The 20,417-nt window shown below is 68.6% G+C and carries 22 protein-coding genes and 1 tRNA gene; 9 read left to right on the top strand and 14 right to left on the bottom strand.

Annotation, left to right across the window (positions count from 1 at the left end; genetic code table 11):
- Positions 1-2 precede the first annotated feature (2 nt).
- Positions 3-821, top strand: a complete 819-nt coding sequence (locus JNB50_RS19280) for a CDP-alcohol phosphatidyltransferase family protein (RefSeq protein ID WP_208041763.1) — start codon at positions 3-5, stop codon at positions 819-821.
- The gene (locus JNB50_RS19275) at positions 814-1,695 is read left to right on the top strand and encodes a glycosyltransferase family 2 protein (protein ID WP_208041762.1); all 882 of its coding nucleotides are present in this window, start codon (positions 814-816) and stop codon (positions 1,693-1,695) included. Before JNB50_RS19280 ends, JNB50_RS19275 begins: the two co-directional genes overlap by 8 nt.
- Here the strand turns inward: JNB50_RS19275 and JNB50_RS19270 are convergent.
- The 7 genes from JNB50_RS19270 to JNB50_RS19240 all read right to left on the bottom strand — a co-directional run bounded on the left by JNB50_RS19270 (position 1,692) and on the right by JNB50_RS19240 (position 6,738).
- Positions 1,692-2,606: a hypothetical protein gene (locus JNB50_RS19270; protein WP_243768695.1), complete on the bottom strand. Its 915-nt coding sequence runs from the start codon at positions 2,604-2,606 to the stop codon at positions 1,692-1,694. The two genes, JNB50_RS19275 and JNB50_RS19270, sit on opposite strands and share 4 nt — an antisense overlap.
- Positions 2,607-2,721: 115 nt before the next feature.
- Positions 2,722-3,375, bottom strand: a complete 654-nt coding sequence (locus JNB50_RS19265) for a GNAT family N-acetyltransferase (RefSeq protein WP_208041761.1) — start codon at positions 3,373-3,375, stop codon at positions 2,722-2,724.
- 67 nt (positions 3,376-3,442) lie between these two features.
- A complete protein-coding gene (locus tag JNB50_RS19260; protein ID WP_208041760.1) occupies positions 3,443-3,742 on the bottom strand; it encodes a helix-turn-helix domain-containing protein in 300 nt (99 codons plus the stop codon).
- Positions 3,743-3,866: 124 nt separating this feature from the next.
- The gene (locus tag JNB50_RS19255; RefSeq protein ID WP_208041844.1) at positions 3,867-4,184 is read right to left on the bottom strand and encodes a hypothetical protein; all 318 of its coding nucleotides are present in this window, start codon (positions 4,182-4,184) and stop codon (positions 3,867-3,869) included.
- Between the two features lie 138 nt (positions 4,185-4,322).
- Entirely contained in the window at positions 4,323-5,057 is a 735-nt protein-coding gene (locus tag JNB50_RS19250; RefSeq protein ID WP_208041759.1) for an ABC transporter ATP-binding protein, read from the bottom strand.
- Position 5,058: 1 nt separating this feature from the next.
- Entirely contained in the window at positions 5,059-5,943 is an 885-nt protein-coding gene (locus tag JNB50_RS19245; RefSeq protein WP_374222274.1) for an ABC transporter permease, read from the bottom strand.
- Positions 5,944-6,045: 102 nt separating this feature from the next.
- On the bottom strand, positions 6,046-6,738 hold the full coding sequence (locus JNB50_RS19240; protein WP_208041758.1) for an NTP transferase domain-containing protein: 693 nt from the start codon (positions 6,736-6,738) through the stop codon (positions 6,046-6,048).
- Between the two features lie 395 nt (positions 6,739-7,133).
- On the opposite strand from JNB50_RS19240, the gene JNB50_RS19235 reads away from it, so the two are divergent.
- From JNB50_RS19235 to JNB50_RS19225, 3 genes are read left to right on the top strand one after another with little or no spacing between them, the layout of a single operon-like run.
- Positions 7,134-8,138 carry an ABC transporter ATP-binding protein gene (locus JNB50_RS19235; RefSeq protein ID WP_243768693.1) on the top strand — a complete coding sequence of 335 codons (1,005 nt, stop codon included), beginning with the start codon at positions 7,134-7,136 and terminating at the stop codon, positions 8,136-8,138.
- Positions 8,114-9,691 carry a hypothetical protein gene (locus tag JNB50_RS19230; RefSeq protein ID WP_307794796.1) on the top strand — a complete coding sequence of 526 codons (1,578 nt, stop codon included), beginning with the start codon at positions 8,114-8,116 and terminating at the stop codon, positions 9,689-9,691. The genes JNB50_RS19235 and JNB50_RS19230 overlap by 25 nt, the downstream gene beginning before the upstream one ends.
- A 49-nt stretch (positions 9,692-9,740) precedes the next feature.
- Positions 9,741-10,019: a DUF3039 domain-containing protein gene (locus tag JNB50_RS19225; protein WP_208041757.1), complete on the top strand. Its 279-nt coding sequence runs from the start codon at positions 9,741-9,743 to the stop codon at positions 10,017-10,019.
- A 30-nt stretch (positions 10,020-10,049) separates the two neighbouring features.
- Here the strand turns inward: JNB50_RS19225 and JNB50_RS19220 are convergent, their stop codons facing one another.
- Positions 10,050-11,372, bottom strand: coding sequence for a nicotinate phosphoribosyltransferase (locus JNB50_RS19220; RefSeq protein WP_208041756.1), 1,323 nt, complete (start codon positions 11,370-11,372; stop codon positions 10,050-10,052).
- A gap of 44 nt (positions 11,373-11,416) precedes the next feature.
- Here JNB50_RS19220 and murI point away from each other — a divergent pair, with 44 nt between their 5' ends.
- The 4 genes from murI (at position 11,417) to JNB50_RS19200 (ending at position 14,647) form a co-directional block, all read left to right on the top strand.
- Positions 11,417-12,235, top strand: a complete 819-nt coding sequence (gene murI / locus JNB50_RS19215; protein WP_208041755.1) for a glutamate racemase — start codon at positions 11,417-11,419, stop codon at positions 12,233-12,235.
- 53 nt (positions 12,236-12,288) lie between these two features.
- Positions 12,289-13,044: a ribonuclease PH gene (gene rph, locus JNB50_RS19210; RefSeq protein WP_208041754.1), complete on the top strand. Its 756-nt coding sequence runs from the start codon at positions 12,289-12,291 to the stop codon at positions 13,042-13,044.
- Entirely contained in the window at positions 13,044-13,640 is a 597-nt protein-coding gene (rdgB, locus tag JNB50_RS19205; RefSeq protein WP_208041831.1) for an RdgB/HAM1 family non-canonical purine NTP pyrophosphatase, read from the top strand. The genes rph and rdgB overlap by 1 nt, the downstream gene beginning before the upstream one ends.
- 104 nt (positions 13,641-13,744) lie before the next feature.
- A complete protein-coding gene (locus tag JNB50_RS19200) occupies positions 13,745-14,647 on the top strand; it encodes a cation diffusion facilitator family transporter (RefSeq protein WP_208041753.1) in 903 nt (300 codons plus the stop codon).
- 34 nt (positions 14,648-14,681) lie between these two features.
- Here JNB50_RS19200 and JNB50_RS19195 read toward each other — a convergent pair whose 3' ends face one another.
- From JNB50_RS19195 to JNB50_RS19170, 6 genes are all read right to left on the bottom strand, one after another.
- Positions 14,682-15,392: a DedA family protein gene (locus JNB50_RS19195; RefSeq protein WP_374222275.1), complete on the bottom strand. Its 711-nt coding sequence runs from the start codon at positions 15,390-15,392 to the stop codon at positions 14,682-14,684.
- On the bottom strand, positions 15,392-16,510 hold the full coding sequence (locus tag JNB50_RS19190; RefSeq protein WP_208041752.1) for an acyltransferase family protein: 1,119 nt from the start codon (positions 16,508-16,510) through the stop codon (positions 15,392-15,394). The genes JNB50_RS19195 and JNB50_RS19190 overlap by 1 nt, the downstream gene beginning before the upstream one ends.
- A gap of 164 nt (positions 16,511-16,674) precedes the next feature.
- Positions 16,675-17,772, bottom strand: coding sequence for an acyltransferase (locus JNB50_RS19185; protein ID WP_208041751.1), 1,098 nt, complete (start codon positions 17,770-17,772; stop codon positions 16,675-16,677).
- Positions 17,773-17,877: 105 nt separating this feature from the next.
- Positions 17,878-17,962: transfer RNA gene (locus tag JNB50_RS19180), tRNA-Leu, on the bottom strand.
- Positions 17,963-17,989: 27 nt separating this feature from the next.
- A complete protein-coding gene (locus tag JNB50_RS19175) occupies positions 17,990-19,027 on the bottom strand; it encodes an LLM class flavin-dependent oxidoreductase (RefSeq protein WP_208041750.1) in 1,038 nt (345 codons plus the stop codon).
- A gap of 56 nt (positions 19,028-19,083) precedes the next feature.
- Entirely contained in the window at positions 19,084-20,364 is a 1,281-nt protein-coding gene (locus JNB50_RS19170) for an MFS transporter (RefSeq protein WP_208041749.1), read from the bottom strand.
- Between the last annotated feature and the right edge of the window lie 53 nt (positions 20,365-20,417).

The raw sequence follows: 20,417 nt of genomic DNA, 5'->3' as shown, positions 1-20,417 counted from the left end.
GCATGTCAGCAGCCGGACCCGCAGCGCACGGAGCGCGGCCGACGTCGATCGCGGAACTGAAAGCGGTCGCGCAGCCGCCCGAGGTACGCGGACGCCGCAACGCGGAGCACTGGACGGCGTCGCTCTATCTGCGCAACCTGTCGCCGTACCTCACCTGGTTCCTGCTGAAGACGTCCATCTCAGCCAACGGCGTTACGGGCCTCATGATCCTCACCGGGTGGGCCACGGCCGCCAGCCTGCTGATCCCCGGAATCGGGGGCGCCGCGCTCGCCCTGGTGCTCGGACAGCTCCAGATGCTCATCGACTGCTGCGACGGGGAGGTCGCTCGCTGGCGCAAGACGTCGTCTCCCGCCGGGATCTTCCTCGACAACGTCGGCCACTACACGACAGAGACGCTCATCGCCATCGCTCTCGGTGTGCGGGCCGCCGGGTATCCGTTCGAGGCGCCGCAGGACTTCCTGTGGACCAACCTCGGCACGCTGCTCGCGCTCGTCATCGTGCTCAACAAGGCGCTCAACGACATGGTCCGCGTGGCGCGTGCCAACGCCGGCCTGCCCAAGCTCGCCGACACGCAGGCGGCGTACGCACCCACCCACGGCCTCATCGCCCGACTGCGCAAGGCCGCCCGGTTCGTCCCGTTCCACCGCCTCTACCACTCGGTCGAGCTCACCATCATGATCTTCGTCTTCTCGATCGTCGGGCTCTTCATCGGGGCGACCCTCGCCGACCGCATCCTGCTCTCGGTGCTTGTGCCGCTGTCGATTCTGGCGGCGATGGGCCACTTCGTCGCGATCATGACCTCCAAGCGGGTCCGTGGCTGACCCGACGGTCGGCGTCGTGGTGCTCACCCAGGGCACCCGGCCACACGACCTCCTGCGCGGCGTGGAGTCCGTCCTCCGCCAGGAGCGCGTGCGCACCGACATCGTGGTCGTCGGCAACGGCTGGGATCCCGCCACGGCCGAGCCCGCGCTGCCCGCCGGCGTCGGAACACTCGCGCTGCCCGAGAACCTCGGCATCCCGGCCGGGCGCAATCAGGGCGTCCCGCAGGTGGAGGGGGAGTACCTGCTGTTCCTCGACGACGACGCCGACATCCCGTCGCCGACGTTCCTGCGCGACGCGGTCGACCTGCTGGGCGCCGATCCAAGCATCGGGATGATCCAGCCGCGCTTGCGCGCCCGCGACGGCAAGCCGTCTCCTCGCCGGTGGATCCCGCGCATCCGCAAGGGTGAGCCCGAGCGGTCCTCTGCGGTGTTCTCTGTTCTGGAGGCCGTGATCGTCCTGCCGCGCGCGGTGTTCGAGCGAGCGGGAGGCTGGGCGGATCCGTTCTTCTATGCGCACGAGGGCATCGAGCTCGCCTGGCGGGTCTGGGACCAGGGCAGACGGGTCTGGTACGCCGGCGATCTCGTCGCGGAGCACCCGGCCGTCTCACCGACCCGGCACTCGTACTACTACCGTCTGAACGCCCGCAACCGCGTGTGGCTCGCCCGCCGCAACCTACCCGCGGTGCTCGTCCCGCTGTATGTCGGGTCGTGGACGGGTATCCAGTTGCTGCGGTGGTTCCGCAAGCCGGCCGTTCTGAGCGCCTGGTTCGGCGGCTGGCGCGAAGGGTGGCGATCCGACCCGGGCGAGCGTCGGCCCATCCGCTGGCAGACGGTTGCGCGCATGACCCTGGCCGGACGTCCGCCGATCGTCTAGCCCTCGGGCTGCGCGGGAGCTGCGGGTTCCTCGATGGCGGCCGGGCCGTCGCCGGGGCGGCGCGACCCGTTGCGACGGACGATCCTGCCGGGCAGCGCGCCGAGCACGGTGCCCGCGCGGACGACCCGACGGCCGGTGCTGCTGCCGAGCCGCTGGAGGGCGCCGGGCCCGTCTGCCGGCGTGAGTGCTGCGGGGATCACCAGCGGGGCGGAGCCGAACGCCAGCCGGGAGTTGGCGACGACGCGTCGGCCCAGGATGTTGTTGCCCGTCCCGCCGACGACGGCGCCGATGCCGAAGGGGATCGCCCGGGCGACGATGGAGGCGCCGCCGCGGACGGCGAACTGTCGGACGAACGTCGTGCGCAGGCGGTCCACCAGGGGGCCGACGACCATCGACGGGAGGGTTGTCGTGACCAGCTCGCCCCAGTACGCCGTGCGGGTCACGCCCGCGCCGGTGACCTGGCCGGCCAGCTGGCGCACCAGATCGGAGCCTTCGCGGCCGAGCATCATGGTGAGCACGAGGGCGCGGGCGCGCGCGGGGTCGTCGACGGCGATGCCGTGCAGTTCGCTGAGCGACTGGGCGTAGAGGGCCGTCGCCTCCAGGAAACCGGCCGTCTCCAGGCCCGACAGTGCGAGGGTGATGCCGGTGCCGATCGCGGGGATGACCGCCGTCGCTCCGACGGCCGCGCCACCAGTCGTCACGGCGGCGAGGTAGCGTCGCTCGAGGATCGCGGCCAGTTCGGCGGCCGAGGCCTGCGGGTGCCGCCGTCGGAGGCTGCGCAAATGGGCGAGCACAACGGGGCGCTGGATGCCGAGGAAACGGTCGAGGGTCGCATCGACGGCGCGCGGCGTGTCTCCGCCACGGGGCGGTCCGCCGGTCGGGGACACGAGGGGCTGGGGTCGCTTGGCCATCCTTACCGAGTGTAGGCCTCCTCGCGAAGGGACCGGGGTGGGGCGACGCCGCATCCTGATCTTCAGCGCCTGGCGCGGGCTGTCAGTCGATTGCGGCACGGGGTGCACGCAGGCATCAACCGTCCAGACCGACAAAGGCCCGGAACGCGTCGATCCCCACCACTTCGATCGGTTCACCCCGCACGAAGGCGTCTGGTGAGAGGACGAGGCGCTGGACTTCCGCGAGGGCGCCTCGACGAGCCATCCGTTGTGTTCCATCAGGCCGGAAGCCCAGCTTGCGACTCACCGCGAGGGATGCGGGGTTGTCGGTGAACGCACCCGACCTGATCTCCGCCGCATCGACATCGTCGAACAGGAACGCGCAGATGGTCTGCCGCATCTTCGTGCCGATGCCGTGACCCTGATAGCGCTGCCCCAACCACGACCCCGTCTCACCCGTGCGCGTGACCAGATAGTCCTGAGTGGAGACCCCCTGTACTCCGACGATTTCTCCGTCATGCTCGACGGCGAACTCGAGCGACCACGCAGCTCGCGACCACCGAGCGCGAATTCCCCAGTGGTACTGGACGAACTCGGCGGGGAGCCTGTCCGGCGGGGCGTCCGTCCACGGATAGTAGAACGGCATCGTGGCGCGGTCGTGGATACCGTCGGCCGCCAGACGGACCAGCTGGGGCAGAACATCGTCGGTGACCGGCCGAAGGGTCAACGATCCGGCTCTGATGGTGAGTCCGAAGGGCGGGTACGCGCTCGTGAGTGCTGAACTGGTCATCCGCATAGCCTGTCAGCTTTGCTCTCACAACAGGGCCGTCGCGCTCATCATCCTGTGTTCGACGCCCTCAGCCCCGACGATCGCGTTCGCGCAGGAAATCCGCGGCCGGGAGCACGTCGAACCCCGTGGGCAGGTCGTCGCGCGAGAGCCCCGCGGTGAGGGTCGCGACATCGGTGCCGAGGACGCTGGCGATCCGGAGGATGGTCACCAGGCTGGGGTTGGCGATACCGCGCTCGATCTTGCCGTAGTTGGTCACGTGCATCTGGGCGAGTTCGGCGATGTTCTCCTGGCTGAGACCGAGTTCGACCCGCGCCCTGCGTACCTTCTCACCGAGCTGCGTCGCAGCGGGAGACTTCGAGTGCTTCATGGTTCATGACTATCCGGTTGCGCATTCCCAGGCCAGAGCGATCGGTACGTCGGCGCGAGTGCCTGAGGCGGTGAGGGTGCAAAATGCTGGCAGCGGCCGCTCCGACACGGCCGCCGCCAGCGGCTCAGAAGCTCACCTGCCAGAGGTACTCGCGCCCATCGGGTGGGAACCAGCGCACGACGAGGAGCGTGTCGCGGGCGGCGTCGCCGCCGTGCAGGCTGGCACGCACCGCTTCGCCCGGCCGGATGGACGCGGGCGAGCTCACCCGCAGCGAGGCGCTTCCGGCGATGCTGACGGTGACTCCGCGAAGCTCCTCCGAACTGGTGTTGACGAGCCGGAAATGGGGAGCGCCGCTACGGTCGACCGTCCACGGCACGCGGTAGGCGAAGCGTCGGGGACGGAGGGAAGGGAGGGGGCTGCGAAGGTTCCGAACGTGTTTCATGCGGCAAAGGTAGCCACCCCCTCCGACGCTCGAACCCCGAAATCGGGCCTAGAGACCCTTTCCGTGGACAACTCGCCGAGATTCTTTCTGTGGAGGACTTTCCTCGCGGCTGAAAATACTTTCTGACCAGGGGTTTTGTTAGCTGCCGTAATCCGTGTTGTAGAGATCGAGAACGTCGTCGATCGGGCCGTCCAATACCAGTGCGCCCTTGTCGAGGTAGAGCCCCCTGGCACAGAACCGCCGCAGATCCTTCTCGTTGTGCGACACGAAGAACATGGTTCGCCCGCCGGCGAGCAGCTCTTCGATCTTCGCGTAGCACTTCTCGCGGAACGATCGGTCGCCCACCGCGAGGACTTCGTCGACCAGAAGCACCGGTTCCTCCAGCTGCGCGATCACCGAGAAGGCGATGCGCACCTTCATGCCGCTGGAAAGGTGCTTGTACGGGGTGTCCACGAAGTCGCCGATCTCGGCGAACTCGATGATCTCGTCGAATCGGGCCTCGATCTGCGGCTTGGTCATGCCGTGCAGGCCTGCCGTCAGGAACACGTTGTCGCGCACGGTGAGATCGTCGACGAAACCGCCGGTGATCTCGATCAGCGGGGCGACGCCCTCCGTGACCCGCACCGTGCCCTCGTCGGGCAGCAGCACGCCCGCCACGAGCTTCAGCAGCGTCGACTTGCCCTGGCCGTTGCGTCCGACCACGCCGATGGCCTCGCCCGCCTCGACCCGGAACGTGACGTTGCGCAGCGGCCAGAAGTCATCAGGCCGCGAGCGGCGCTGCCGGGAACTGAACAGGTCCTTGAACGACCGCCGTGCTCCGCGGTTGCGCTTGAACCGCACGCCGAGGCCGGCGACGTCGATGACGGCTGCCACCTCAGATCTCCTTCAGAACGTCGCGCTCGAAGCGGGTGAACACCAGCCAGCCGATGCCGAGCAGCAGCAGCGACATGACCGCGGCCATGATGACCAGGAACCAGTCCAGCTCCTCCGGGAAGAAGGTGGCGCGATAGAGGCTGAAGATGCCGGTCAGCGGGTTGAACGCCGACCAGAAGTGCAGCGAGAACAGCGTCTCGGTCTGAGCCCCCGGGTGCGCCGCCACATAGGCGGCGCAGTGCTTGGCGGCGACGCCCGCGCCGCAGCCGCCGGGGAGATCTCGCGCGCTGTAGATGATCGGCGACGCATAGAAGAGGAACCGCAGAGCGAGCTTGACCGCCCGCTCCAGGTCGCGGAAGAACACGACGAGAGGGGCGACGATCAGACCGACACCGACCGTCAGCACGACCTGGATGAGGATGGCGAGCGGGAACAGCAGGATGTCGACGTTGACCGGCGCCCCCGTCGCGATCGCGAAGATCGCCAGGACCGGAAGCGACAGCAGGAACTCGATGCCCTTGGAGGCGACGATCCTGTTCACCCAGATCGTGCGGGGGATCATCGTCGAGCGGATGAGCTTCGCCTCGCGGATGAACGCGCGCGTGCTGTCCGAGACGGCGCCGTTGAACCACATCCACGGCAGCAGGGCCGCGAGCAGGAAGACGATGTAGGGATTCTCGCCGACGGTGCGGTGGAAGATGACGGAGAAGACGAACCAGTAGATCGCGCTCATGACGAGCGGATCGAGGATCGACCACAGGTAGCCGAGCGCGCTGGTCGAGTAGCGGACGCGGAGGTCGCGGAGCGTCAGCAGCCACAGGGAGTGGCGATAACGCGCGAAGCGCGTCCGCTGCGCTGGGCGCAGGTCGGCGGAGGTACTGGTCACGGGAACCTATCGTATTGATCGCAGGCTGCGTGTTCGCATCACGTGGCGTTCCGAACCCGCGGAGGTGCCGCGCGGCGAACGGTCGATGACGCGGACGGCCGACTACACGAAGAGGTTCGCGCGCTCCAGGTCCTCCTGGAAGTCCACCTCGACGGCGTAGAGGTCGGAGATGTCCACGGGCTCGACCAGCATGCGGTCCTGGCCGATGGCCAGCTCGATGCCGCGCTCGAAGTAGTCCTGATCGGCCACACGCTGCAGCTGGCGCAGCAACGCCGCCTTGTCCGTGCTGGAGACGTAGTTGATGCCGACGGCCTCGCCCAGTCCGCCCTTGACGGTCTTGGAGAGCTCGTGGATGTAGCCCTCGGGGCCGGTCGTGTACTTGACCTCCTCGTCGGCGACCGACGAGGTGTTGACGGTCACGAAGGTCTGGTCGCGGGCGACCGTGGCCGCGGCGCGCACGAGCACGGCGGGGTCGAAGACGACGTCGCCGTTCATCCAGAGGACTCCGCCGGGGCCGGACGCCTGCAGGGCGCGCATGAGGCTCTTGGAGGTGTTGGTCTGGTCGTACTGCTCGTTGTAGACGAACTCGGCGTCCGGGAACGCCTCGATGATGTGCTCCAGCTTGTAGCCGACGACGATCGTGACCGTGACATCCTTGCCGAAGGCCGCGTGGATGTTGTCGAACTGCTGCTGCATGATGGTGCGGCCGTCGCTCAGCTCGGTCAGCGGCTTCGGAAGGCTCCGTCCGAGACGGCTGCCCATGCCTGCTGCGAGGATCACTACCTGGGTCGTCACAATCATCTCCTTGAATCCGCGCTGAACATGAGTGGCTGTGCTGCCGTCTGCGTGCTGTGCAGGGAGCGGTGGCATCCAGCGCCCGACCGCTCCGCCCGGAGCGTTCTCCGGGAGTTCATTCGCGCTTTACGTGTTTCGACACGCCTTCATGCCTCCGCCAGAATACCGGCGACCCTCGTGCGGGGGCAGGGGTTGACGGCTGTTGTTGTGCGGTCGTTATGTTCCTCACAGGTGATTCCTAGGAGTGAGAGATGTCCCCCGGTGACCGGGCGGGGGGTACGCAAGCTCTGCTGTCTTGGTACGGTGGCGTGGTGAGTTCCGAGCGCGCGCAACCCGGCCGTACCGAACCGGAGACCGATGCGCCCGAACCGCGGGGGAGTGACGAGGGGGAGTCGATGACAGAGGTCACGGAGACCGGAGCGGAGCAGGCGCCGCCTGTGCCGCGACCGGTCCGCAAACGGGTGCAGCCCACCACGGCGGCGGCTTCCGCCGCCTCGAGCACGCGTACCCCGACTCCGCGCAAACGCGCGACGTCGACGAAGCCCCGCACAGGCGCTGCGGCGGCCGGAGCCCTCTCCGGCTCCGACACGCCCCCTTCGGCCGAGCCTCCCGCCGCCCCGGTTCCCGTCGTCGACACGCGGCCGAGCGTGCTCACGGTCCACGGGCTGAGCAAGCACTACGGCCAGACCGTGGCCGTCGACGACATCTCGCTCGACGTGCGCGAGGGCTCCTTCTACGGCATCGTCGGCCCCAACGGCGCAGGCAAGACCACCACGCTGTCGATGGTCACCGGACTGTTGCGTCCCGACGAGGGCCGCATCGTGGTGCACGGTGTCGACGTGTGGACCGAACCGGTGCGCGCCAAGCACGTCATCGGCGTCCTCCCCGACAAGCTGCGGCTGTTCGACCGCCTCACCGGCGCGCAGTTCCTCCACTACGCGGGCACCCTCCGCGGCCTGTCGGCGAAGACGGTGCGCACGCGCACGGCCGATCTCGCCGTCGCGTTCGGCATCGAGGACGCCCTCGACCGGCTGGTGGCCGACTACTCGGCAGGCATGACGAAGAAGATCGCCCTCGCGGCCGCGATGATCCACTCGCCGCGGCTGCTCGTGCTCGACGAGCCCTTCGAGTCTGTGGACCCGGTCTCGGCCGCCAACGTCATCGACATCCTGCAGCGCTACACCGCCGCCGGCGGCACCGTCGTGCTGTCCAGCCACGGCATGGACATGATCCAGCGCGTGTGCGACAGCGTCGCGATCATCGTGCGCGGCAAGGTCCTCGCGGCAGGCACGATCGACGAGGTCCGCGGCGAGCAGACCCTCGAAGAGCGGTTCGTCGAGCTCGCGGGCGGCCGCAAGGCAGCGGAAGGCATGGAGTGGTTGCACAGCTTCTCGGACTGAAACTCCGCCTGATGGGCAACGCCTTCCGGCGCAGCCCCTGGCAGATCTTCGGCCTGACGCTGGGGCTCGCCTACGGCGTCGTGACGGTCGTCCTCGTCGTCGGGGCTCTGGTGGCGGCCCGCCTGGTGCCGCTCGTCGCCGACGTGCACAGCGTGCTGGTCGTGATCGGCTCGATCGTCGTGGCCGGCTTCCTGCTCCTGCCGCTGTTGTTCGGCATCGACGACACCCTCGATCCGCGCAAGTTCGCGCTCTTCGGCATCCCCGACCGCAAACTCGCTCTCGCTCTCGCCCTGTCCGGGCTGATCGGCATCCCCGCCGTCGTGCTGTTCGTCTGCGCGCTCGCGACCGTCGTCACGTGGTCCCGCGACCCAGGGGCGGCGGTGCTCGCGGTGCTCTCGGCGATCATCGTGGTGCCGACGTGCGTGCTCGCCTCTCGGATCTCGACGGCCATCGCATCGGTGTTCGTCTCGTCGCGGAGGTCGAAGGAGGCCGGCGGTGTCGTCGCGGTCCTCGTGCTCGTGCTCATCGCACCGGTGCTCCTCCTGCTGCTGACGGTCGACTGGGGCCGCGACGGCCTCGGTACGCTGAGCGCCTTCGCGGGCTGGTTGCAGTGGACGCCGTTCGGCGCCGTCTGGAGCATGCCGGGCGCCGCGGCAGAGGGCGCGGGAGGCGCAGCGTTCGTCCAATTCCTCATCGCAGTCGCGACGGTGGTCGTGCTCTGGCTGGTCTGGCGCGCCCTGGTCACGCTGGTCGTGGTCGCGCCGGAGCGCGAAGCACGTGTGCACGAGCATCACGGGCTGGGCTGGTTCGGTCGCCTCCCGGGAGGCCCGACCGCGGCGATCGCAGCGCGGTCGATGACCTATTGGGGGCGCGATGCGCGCTATTGGGTCGCCCTGGTGATGATCCCGGTGATCCCGGTCTTCGTGATCGTCGCCCTCACCCTGGGCGGGCTGCCCCTCCACTTCGCCTCGCTCGTGCCGCTTCCACTGGTGTGCCTGTTCCTCGGCTGGACGATCCACAACGACATCGCGTTCGACAGCACGGCGATCTGGCTCCACCTGGTCTCCGGCACGCGAGGGTTCGCCGACCGGCTCGGCCGGATGTTCCCGCCGGTGCTCGTCGGCATCCCGGTGATCGCCGTCGGGTCCGTGGTCACCGCCATGGTCTTCGGCGACTGGGCTGTGCTGCCCGCCGTCGCCGCCCTGTGCGGGTCCATCCTGGTGATCGGCCTGGGGCTGTCGAGCATGTTCTCCGTGCTGTTCCCCTACCCGGCCACGAAACCCGGCGACAGCGCCTTCACGCAGCCGCAGACCTCCGGAGGCTCCTCGGCATTCGCTCAGGCCGTGAGCTTCTTCGCCATCCTGATCCTCGCGTCGCCCGCGATCGTGTTCCTGGCTCTGGGCCTGACCGTGAACCCGTTCTGGCTGGGCGTCTCGCCGGTCGTCTCCGTGCTCGTCGGCTTCGCCGCGTTCGGCGGCGGCGTCTGGGCGGGGTCGCGGCTCTTCGACATGCGCGGCCCCGAGCTGATGGCGTTCGCCAACCGCAACGACTGAGGTTCGCCGGCCGGCACCCGGCAGCACGGCACGCGCTTAGACTGGGACGATGAACGACGCCAGCATCCTCGAGCCGGGCGGAGAGCCCGGAGGCGGCGGCCTCAGCACGCTGGAGCGCGAGCTCCTGGAGACTCCGCAGGTCTCCGAGCCGGGCGACCACGAGCGCTTCTCGCACTACGTCAAGAAGGAGCAGATCCTCGAATCGGCGATGACGGGCAAGCCGGTGAAAGCGCTGTGCGGCAAGATGTGGACTCCCGGTCGCGACCCGGAGAAGTTCCCGGTCTGCCCCACCTGCAAAGAGATCTACGAGAAGCTGCGCGACGAGTAGTCGGCGGACGAGCGGCGACGCCGGCGCCGCTCAGGCGAAGATCGTCGGCAGCACCGGGTCGCCGCGGCCCAGCCGGAACGCCTGATCGGGCAGTTCGCGCATCGCGGTCTCGCGGTGCTCCCGCGCGCGTCTCGTGCCTTCTGGCCCGAGGTGCTCTCGATGGAGCTCGCCGTCCGTGATCAACGGAACCAGCAGGTCACGCCCGGTGTCGTCCGGGGTGTCGCCCGCCTCGACGATGTGCACCACCTCGGCCACGGCGCGGCCGGAGGCGTCCAACCGGCGGACGGGGTGCTTGCGGCCGCCGATGCTCGGCTTGCCGTCCGACTTCTTGGCGACCGCGACCCACTCGCCGTCGCCGTCGCGGTCGCGGTGGGCGACCAGCTTGTAGACCATCCCCGACGCCGGTGAGCCCGACCCGGTCACGACCGACGTGCCGACACCGTAGCTGTCGACGGGGGACGAGGACAGCGCGGCGATCGTGAACTCGTCGAGGTCGTTCGTCACGGTGATGCGTGTGCTCGTCGCGCCGAGCCGGTCGAGCTGATCGCGCACCTGGCGCACGAGCTTCGGGAGGTCGCCCGAGTCGAGCCGGATCGCGCCGAGCTCCGGTCCGGCCACCCGGACCGCGGTCTCGATCGCCGTCTCCACGTCGAACGTGTCGACCAGCAGCGTGGTTCCCGGCCCCATCGCTGAGACCTGGGCGCGGAAGGCGTCCTCCTCGGTGTCGTGCAGCAGCGTGAACGCGTGCGCGGCCGTGCCCATGGTGGGCACTCCCCACGTGCGCCCGGCCTCCAGGTTCGAGGTCGCGCTGAACCCCGCGACGTACGCCGCCCTGGCCGCGGAGACGGCGCTGCGCTCGCTTGCACGGCGCGATCCCATCTCTGCGATGGGCCGCCCGTTGGCCGCGGTCACCATGCGGGCGGCGGCCGAGGCCACGGCCGAGTCGTAGTTGAAGACGCTGAGGATCAGCGTCTCCAGGATCACACCCTCGGCGAAGGGCGCGTCGACGATCAGGAACGGCGAGCCGGGGAAGTACACCTCGCCCTCGCGATAGCCGCGGATCGTTCCGGAGAACCGGTAGTCGGCCAGCCAGTCCAGCGTCTCCTGCCGCACGACCCGGTTGTCGCGCAGGTAGGCCAGCTCGTCATCGCCGAAGCGGAACCGGTCGATGAGCTCGAGCAGCCGTCCCGTCCCCGCCAGGATCCCGTACCTCCGCCCCCCGGGGAGGTGCCGGGTGAAGGCCTCGAAGACGCACTCGCGGTCGTACGTGCCGTCAAGCAGGGCGGCGTCGAGCATCGTGAGCTCGTAACGGTCGGTCAGGAGCGCAGACGACAGCGCAGAGGACTCGGTCACGGCTCCACCTTAGCTTCGGGTGCGGACGGGTAGGCTTGGTTGCTGTGACGGATGCGCCGATTGGGATCTTCGACTCGGGGGTCGGCGGGCTCACCGTCGCCCGGGCCATCCGCGATCAGCTCCCGAACGAGTCCCTGCTCTACGTCGGCGACACGGCACATTCGCCGTACGGCCCCAAGTCCATCGCGGACGTGCGCCGGTATTCGCTGGAGGTTCTCGACTTCCTGGTCGACCAGGGCGTGAAGCTTCTGGTCATCGCGTGCAACACGGCGTCATCCGCCATGCTCCGCGACGCGAGGGAGCGCTACTCGGTCCCGGTGATCGAGGTCATCCAGCCCGCCGTCCGACGCGCGGTCGCCGCCACCCGCACCGGTCGCGTCGGCGTGATCGGCACTGCGGGCACGATCTCGTCGCGCGCCTACGAGGATGCTTTCGCCGCCGCGCCGTCGCTGCAGCTCTTCACCCAGGCCTGCCCGCGCTTCGTCGAGTTCGTCGAGGCCGGGATCACCAGCGGAGACGAGGTGCTGCAGGTCACCGCCGAGTACCTCCGGCCGCTCCGCGACGCCGATGTCGACACCCTCGTGCTCGGCTGCACCCACTACCCGTTCCTCAAGGGCGCGATCTCCTACGTCATGGGGGAGGGCGTCTCGCTCGTCTCGAGCGACACGGAGACGGCGAAAGACGTCTATCGCACGCTGGTGAGCGGCGGCCTCGAGCGCCGCGAGCCCACGCCGCCGACCATCCGCTACGAGGCGACCGGCCTCGACGCCGACTACTTCCTGCGCCTCGCGCACCGGTTCATCGGCCCGGAGATCTACCGGGTCGACCTGGTGCAGACCGGCGTGATCGACCTCCCGCAGTGATCGCGGCCAGCCGGCCCGATCACGACCATCACCGACCCTCCGAGGAGACAACCGTGACCGAGACCACCCGTGCCGACGGCCGCACGCCCGACGGGCTGCGCCCCGTGACCATCGAGCGCGGCTGGAGCCGTCAGGCCGAAGGGTCAGCGCTGATCTCCTTCGGCAACACGCGCGTGCTCTGCACCGCGTCGTTCACCAACGGAGTGCCGCGCTGGATGGCGGGCAAAGGTCGCGGCTGGGTGACCGCCGAGTACGCCATGCTGCCGCGCTCGACGAACGAGCGCATGGACCGCGAGTCCGTCAAGGGCAGGATCGGCGGCCGCACGCACGAGATCAGCCGGCTGATCGGCCGCAGCCTCCGCGCGGTCGTCGACATGAAGGCGCTCGGCGAGAACACGATCGTCATCGACTGCGACGTGCTGCAGGCCGACGGCGGCACGCGCACCGCGGCCATCACGGGTGCGTACGTCGCGCTCGCCGACGCGCTCGAGTGGGGGCGCGACCACCGGTTCATCGGCCAGAAGGCCACCCCCCTGATCGACTCCGTGTCGGCCGTCTCGGTCGGCATCATCGACGGCGAGCCGATGCTCGACCTGGCGTATGTGGAGGACGTGCGCGCCGAGACTGACATGAACGTCGTCGTGACGGGCCGTGGCCTCTTCGTCGAGGTGCAGGGAACGGCGGAGGGCGCGCCGTTCGACCGCAGGGAGCTCGACTCGCTGCTCGACCTCGCGCTCGCCGGCACGTCGCGGCTGGCCGAGGTGCAGAGCGCTGCGCTCGCGTCCTCCGAACTCGGCATCGAGGGCTGATCGTGCGCGTCGTCCTCGCCACGCACAACCGCCACAAGGCGCTGGAATTCCAGCAGATCCTCGGCGACGCCGTTCCCGGGCTCGAGATCGTCGGCTACGACGGTCCAGAGCCGGTGGAGGACGGCGTCACCTTCGCCGAGAACGCCCTGATCAAGGCGCGGGCGGCCGCGGCGCACACCGGCCTGCCCGCGCTTGCGGACGATTCCGGCATCTGCGTGGACGTCATGGGCGGGGCTCCCGGCATCTTCTCGGCGCGCTGGGCGGGACGGCACGGTGATGCGCAGGCCAACCTGAATCTGCTGCTGGACCAGCTGGCCGACCTCCCGGACGGCACCAGGGGCGCGCACTTCACGGCGACGCTGGCGCTCGTGACACCGGCCGGCGCCACGACCGTGGTCGAGGGCATCTGGCCGGGGAGCATCGCGCGAGAGGCGGCGGGCTCGCACGGGCACGGGTACGACCCGATCTTCGTCCCGGAGGGGCATGCCGCCACCGCGGCCGAACTCGGCCCCGAGGTGAAGAACGCCGAGAGCCACCGTTCGCGCGCCTTCGCCGCGATCGTCCCCGCACTGAAGGAGCTCGTGGCGGTCGGCTGAACCGGGCCTTCGTGAGGAGCCGAGTGAGAATGAGAACGGCACTCATTCCTATCTAGCGGGATCGCTGGCGGCGGGCGCCGACTTCGACATACCGTAGAAGGACCATGAGCCACGACCACGGGCACTCCGCCAACCGCAACCGACTGCTGATCGCCATCGGCATCGTCGCCGCGGTGCTCGTCGTGGAGGCCGTCGGCGCCTGGCTCAGCGGGTCGCTGTCGCTGCTGGCCGACGCCGGCCACATGCTGAGCGATCTCACCGGGCTCGTGGTGGCGTTGATGGCCACGATCGTGGCCGCCCGACCCGCCACCGACCGCCAGACCTTCGGGTTCCGGCGCGCCGAGGTCTTCGGGGCGCTGATCAACGGACTCATCCTCGTGGTCGTCGCCGTCTTCGTCACGATCGGCGCCATCGGGCGGCTCGTGGCCGGCGAGGCGGAGGTGCAGTCGGGACCGATGCTGGTCGTCGCGGCCATCGGTCTCGTCGCCAACTTCGGTGCGCTGCTGCTCCTGCGGCCGTCCGCCGGTCACTCCATCAACATGCGCGGCGCCTACCTGGAGGTCTTCGGCGATCTGATCGGTTCGCTGACCGTCATCGTCGCCGCTGTCGTGATCATGGTCACCGGCTTCCAGGCCGCTGACGCGATCGCGTCGCTTCTCATCGCCGCCTTCATCGTGCCGCGCGCTGTGCTGCTGCTGCGCGATGTGGTCCGCGTGCTCAGCGAGGCGGCGCCGGCCGACACGGACGTCGCCGAGATCCGCGACCACATCCTGGGGACGGCCGGCGTCGTCGCGGTGCACGATGTGCACGTCTGGGCGATCACGTCGGGAGCGCCCGTCTTCACCGCCCATGTCGTCGTGGAGCCCGGAGTGTTCCGATCCGGAGGCACGGGCAAGCTGCTGGACGAGCTGTCAGGGTGTCTGTCGGCGCACTTCGACGTCGAGCACTCCACATTCCAGCTGGAGCCGGCCGAGCACGCCGCCCACGAGGACGAACTGCACCGCTGACGTGGTGACGCCCGCTGCTCGGGTGTTAGGACGATCAGATGTCCGGAGTGGGACGCGGCTCCGCCGCCTCTGCGCCGGCTGTAGCCGCTTCGAGGCGCTTCTTCTTGGCCTTGTGCATCGACTGGAAGTAGTGGAACAGCGTCGGGATGAGCGTGAGGACGACAGCGCCGATCAGGATGACGTCGATGTAGCTCGAGACGAAGTTCGCGACGGGCGGGATGTAGCCGATCAGGTAGCCGAAGAGAGTGAGCCCCGCACCCCAGATCAGAGCGCCGATGGCGTTGTAGAGCGAGTACTTCTTGTAGTTCATGTGGCCGACGCCGGCGGCGACGGGGGCGAACGTGCGCACGATCGGGACGAAGCGGGCGAGGATCACCGCGAGCGCTCCGAACCGGTCGAAGAACGCATTGGTGCGCCGCACGTTCTCCATGCTGAACAATCCGGTCTCTTTGCGTTCGAAGATGCGTGGACCCGCCTTGTGGCCGATCAGGTAGCCGACCTCGCCGCCGAGGAACGCCGCGAAGGCGATCGCGAGGCAGACCCACCAGACGTCGACGCCGAAGACGAGGGACGTGTGGGTCAGCAGACCGGAGATCACCAGGAGGGTGTCGCCCGGGAGCAGGAACCCGACGAGGAGCCCGGTCTCGGCGAAGACGATGCCGCACACCACCAGCAGAGCCCACGGACCCGCGGCGGAGATGATCGTGTGCGGGTCGAGCCAGGGGATGAGGCCGGCGTGCATCATCACGGGTCTCCAATTCGTTTGGTATGCGGACGTGGCGAGTTTAGTGGGGGCGGGCTGGATGTAACGTGCGAATGCGCGCGCGACGACGCGCGCGACGTCCATCGCTCGCCCAGGGCGAGAAGCCGGGAGATCCGCCAGGACCGCAGGATCCGCTCGAGAACGAGCGACCCGGCGAGCGCGACGGCTGTGGTCGACAGGATCGAGATGGTCACGTCCACGACGCCGAGCGCCACCAGGACCATCCGCCACAGCTCGATGAACAGGAAGTGGAACAGGAAGATCGGGTAGGAATGCGGTCCGAGCCACGCAAGCGGGCGAAACGAGAATCGCAACCGCAGCAGCAGCATGCAGGAGAGGACGCCCACCAGGTTGCCGATCCATCCGTGCACCGGAGGCCAGATGCCGGCGAGGTTGAGAGCGACGGTGATGCAGCCGATGACCACGAACGCGCCCAGGACGAGCAGGTGCCACTTTCGCGGTGCCGCGCGCCAGTCGAAACGTCGGCAGGCGATGCCGGCGAGGAAGAACAGCGCCAGATACAGGGCCGGCAGGATGCCGAACGGGGTCGAGACGCCCTTGGGGAGGATCGACGACGCGATGTACACCACCACGATCGCGGTGAGCATCCAACTCCGACGGGAGAGCCAGCCGCGGTAGTCGAGGTAGGCGACGACGAGGAAGCACCAGAAGATCGCCCAGATGAACCAGAACTGGGCGACCGGCACGATGTGCCACATCCACCACGGTCGAATTCCCTCTCCCGGCGACCATCCCGGCATCAGGTCGATGGCGATCATGAAGACGGTGCCGACCACCAGCATGGGGAGCATGAGGCGCCTGGTCTTGGCGCGCAGGAACCGCCAGGGGCGGGTTCCCGTCGTGATCGGGCGTATCGCGTACACGTAGCCGGACAGGAACGTGAACAGCGGCATCCGCAGGTACGCGAGCAGATCGAGTCCGAACTTCCACGGGTCGTCGGCATAGTTCAGGGCGGTCGGGCCGGCGAGACCGGGTGAGTGCGCCATGACGACGAGGATGCACGCCAGGCCGCGAAGCGTCTCGATCGACGTGTCCTTCGTCGACGAGGCCGGAGCGGGCTTCGGTGCGGTAGTGGGCATCGCTCTCCAGTATCCGGTATTGACGTTTGAAACATTAGTCGGTTTGGAGGCGCTCGATCGTCGCAGGGGCCGGCGCGCCGCATTCTTCATCCGCGTGTTCATTCCGTGCGGCGGAATAGAGTGCCCAGCGTTCGCACCCACGCGGACCGAGCCGGCGTGATGGATCACGACCCTTCCGGTCGCTCGCTCTGGGGTCGAGCGCTCTCGCGCGAATCGCTCGCTGTCCGAGCCTTTCGAGGCGCCCAGCGCTCTCCGAGCACGAGCGTGCTGGTCACCCGCGACATTCTGACGAGGCGTTCGAGTGCTATCGAGGCCAAGATCCCGACGAGTGTGCCCGAGATCGTCGCGAATATCACGTTGTCGATGTGCAGACTGACGAGGATCACCCTCCAGATCTGTATGAGGCCGAAGTGGAAGAGGAACACCGGAAACGCATGGGAGCCGATCAATTCCAGGGGTCGCCACCGTAGGCGAAGGAGCAGGAGGAGCATGCACGCCACGAGGCCGAGGAGATTTCCGATCAGCTCGTCCGCCGGGGGACGCATGCCGAAGGCGGTGAGGACGATGGTGCTGCCCAACAGGACCACGAATGCGCCGAGGGTGAGCACGTGCCAGCGTGGGGATGTTCCACGCCAGTCGAAACGTCGGCAGGCGATGCCGGCGAGGAAGAACAACGCCAGGTATACGGCCGCCAAGAGGGCGAAGGGTGACCGGGCGCCCTTCGGGAGTGCCGACGAGGCGATCAGCACCAGGATGATCGCGGTGAGCATCCAACTCCGACGGGAGAGCCAGCCGCGGTAGTCGAGGTAGGCGACGACGAGGAAGCACCAGAAGATCGCCCAGATGAACCAGAATTGAGCGACGGGGATGATGTGCCACGTCCACCAGGGCCGGACGATGTTCTCGGGCGACCATCCCGGTATCGTTTCGATGGCGATCATGAAGACGGTGCCGACCACCAGCATGGGGAGCATGAGGCGCCTGGTCTTGGCGCGCAGGAACCGCCAGGGGCGGGTTCCCGTCGTGATCGGGCGTATCGCGTACACGTAGCCGGACAGGAACGTGAACAGCGGCATCCGCAGGTACTCGAGCAGCAGCAGCGGCCCGTGCACCGACGGGTGCTCTTCCATCGGCAGTGAGTAGCTGCCGAACCCTCGCGAGTGCAGCATCACGACCAGGATGCACGCGACACCCCTGAGGGCCTGGATCGACCTGTCTTTCGTGGTAAAGGCACCACCGGGCGCAGAAGCCGTAGCAGACATCGTTCTCCAGGATCCAAGATTGACACCTGAGACATTAGACGCCATGTCGAATCGCTCGGCTCTCCAGGAGCGCGCGCACGGCAGTATTTCATCCGCCCGTTCACATGGTGCGGGAGAAGGGACTCGAACCCTCACGCCGTGAAGCACAGGAACCTAAATCCTGCGTGTCTGCCAGTTTCACCACTCCCGCGGAACGCGGCGGTGAACCGCCGCGCGGCTACGACAATAGCTCATCCACGCGGGGAGCCACCTCGCGGCCGAGGAGGTCGATCGCGCGCATGATGTGCTCGTGCCCGAGCGTTCCGTTGCTGAGCTTCACGTCGAACCGGCTCAGTCCCAGCCCGCGAGCAGCGTAGGCGATCTTCTGCGCCACGGTCTCGGGTGAGCCGACGACGAGCGCGCCGTCCTCCGCCGCCTCGTGCTCGAAGCGCGCGCGGGTGGCGGGCGGCCAACCGCGCTCCCGGCCGATGCGGTTGGTCATGGCCTCCCAGTGCGGCCAGAGCAGGTCTTTCGCCTCCTGATCCGTCTCGGCGACGAAGCCGGGGGAGTGCACGCCGATCGGCAGGGTGACGTCGGCTCCGAACTGCTCCAGCGCCCTCCGGTACAGCTCGGTGAGCGGCTGGAACCGCATCGGGCCCCCTCCGATGATCGCGACCATGAGCGGGAGGCCGTAGCGCGCGGCCCTGACCACCGACTCCGGGCTCCCGCCGACGCCGATCCAGGTCTTCAGGAGCCCGTGCTCGACCGGTGGGAACACTGACTGGTCGCTGAGCGGAGGCCGCAGCGCCCCGCTCCAGGTCACGGGCTCCTGTGTGCGGAGAGCGGCGAAGAGGTCGAGCTTTTCGTCGAAGAGCTCCTCGTACTGCGCGAGGTCGAATCCGAACAGGGGGAACGACTCGATGAACGAGCCGCGGCCGAGGATGACCTCCGCGCGGCCGTTCGAGACGCCGTCGAGGGTGGCGAACCGCTCGAAGACCCGCACGGGGTCGTCCGAGCTCAGCACGGTCACGGCCGAACCGAGGTGGATGCGCTCGGTCTGCCCGGCGATCGCCGCGAGCACCACATCGGGCGCCGACACGGAGAAGTCACGCCGGTGGTGCTCCCCGATCCCGATGAAGTCGAGTCCGGCCTGGTCGGCCTGGATGCCCTCCGCCACGACGTTGCGCAGCACCTGGGCGTGGGGGAGCGGCGTGCCGTCCTCGTCCAGCGTCACGTCGCCGAACGTGTCGATCCCGATCTCCAGCCGTGCGGCCATGCCCGTCCTCCTACTCAATGCAAATGCATACGAATCGAACTGTACCGGGCGATGCGCTATTCCGGCAGACCGTCCGTTGACCGCGGCCGCCGCGGGATGTAGCGCGGGATGAAGCGGGCGAGGAGGCCGGCTCCGACGAGGCCGAGGAGGCCCATCACCCCGCTCGCGAAGGCGAGGGACACCAGGCCGGTCAGCAGGGAGACGACGAGCGGCGCCGCCGCCTGCCCCGCGTCGCCGGTGAACCGCCAGGCGCCGAGAAACGCCGCGGGGGCGTCCTTCGGGGCCAGATCGGCGCCGAGGGTCATGATGATGCCGGAGCCGATGCCGTTCGCGAACGCGAGGAAGAGCGCGACGCCGATGTACCAGGCGACGTTGGCGGGCAGGTCGTGGCTGAACGCCAGGACGAGGAAGCCGATGCCCAACCCGAGCATGGACGGGACGACGCTCCACATCCGCCCGAACCGGTCCATCAGCTGCCCGCTCGCGTAGAACAGGGCGAAGTCGACCGCGCCGGCGAGGCCGATGATCAGGGCGGTGTTCGACTCGCTGAGTCCGATCGAGACCGCCCACAGCGGCAGCAGGACCGTCCGCGCGGAGCGGACGGCGGCCACGAGCGAGATGCCGGAGCCCATCCGCGCCAGGACGCCCCGGAACGCCCAGATGGTCGAGAACAATCCACGAGTGCGTTCGTCCGCGTCCTCCTCGCCGGCCGTCAGCGGTTCGCCGTCGTGGCCGGGGGAGGTCGGCGGCCGGCCGAACATGCGCTCCGGGTCGGGCAGCACCAGCAGCACCGCGACGGAGCCGAGGCAGCTGACGATGAAGATCCAGAAGACCGACTGGGTCGAACCGGTCATGGCGATCACGCCGGAGGCGACGAGTGGGCCGATGAACCAGCCGGCCCGGAAGATCCCGCCGAGCGTCGACAGCGCCCGCGCCCGGTAGCGGACGGGGACGTATGTGGTCATGAAGGCGTGCCTGGCGAGCGCGAACACCGCTGTCGCCAGGCCGACGACGAAGATGCCGACCATCAGCACCCAGTAGTTCGGCGAGAGCAGGCAGACGACCACGCCCGCGACGGCGACGGCCGCAGCGCCGATCATCGCGGAGCGCTCGCCGATGCGTGAGACCACCCAGCCGCTGGGGATGTCGCCGGCCAGCTCGCCCAGCATCAGCATTGAGGCGATGAAGCCGGCCATCGCGAGCGTGGCACCCAGATTGCCGGCGGCGATCGGGATGATCGGGATGATCGCGCCTTCGCCGATCGAGAACAGCAGCGTCGGAAGGAAGGCCGCGAGAGCGACGGCGCGGAAGGAGAACGGGCGCTCGTCGGAAGTCATTTGCTTAACACAGTACAACTGTCGGGTCGGCATGCCTCGGCCGGTAGGCTGGA

The sequence above is a fragment of the Leifsonia sp. TF02-11 genome (genome assembly GCF_017565305.1).
GTDB lineage: Bacteria > Actinomycetota > Actinomycetes > Actinomycetales > Microbacteriaceae > Leifsonia.
Note: the sequence above shows the minus strand (reverse complement) of the source record. Positions and strands in the feature narration are given on the sequence as shown.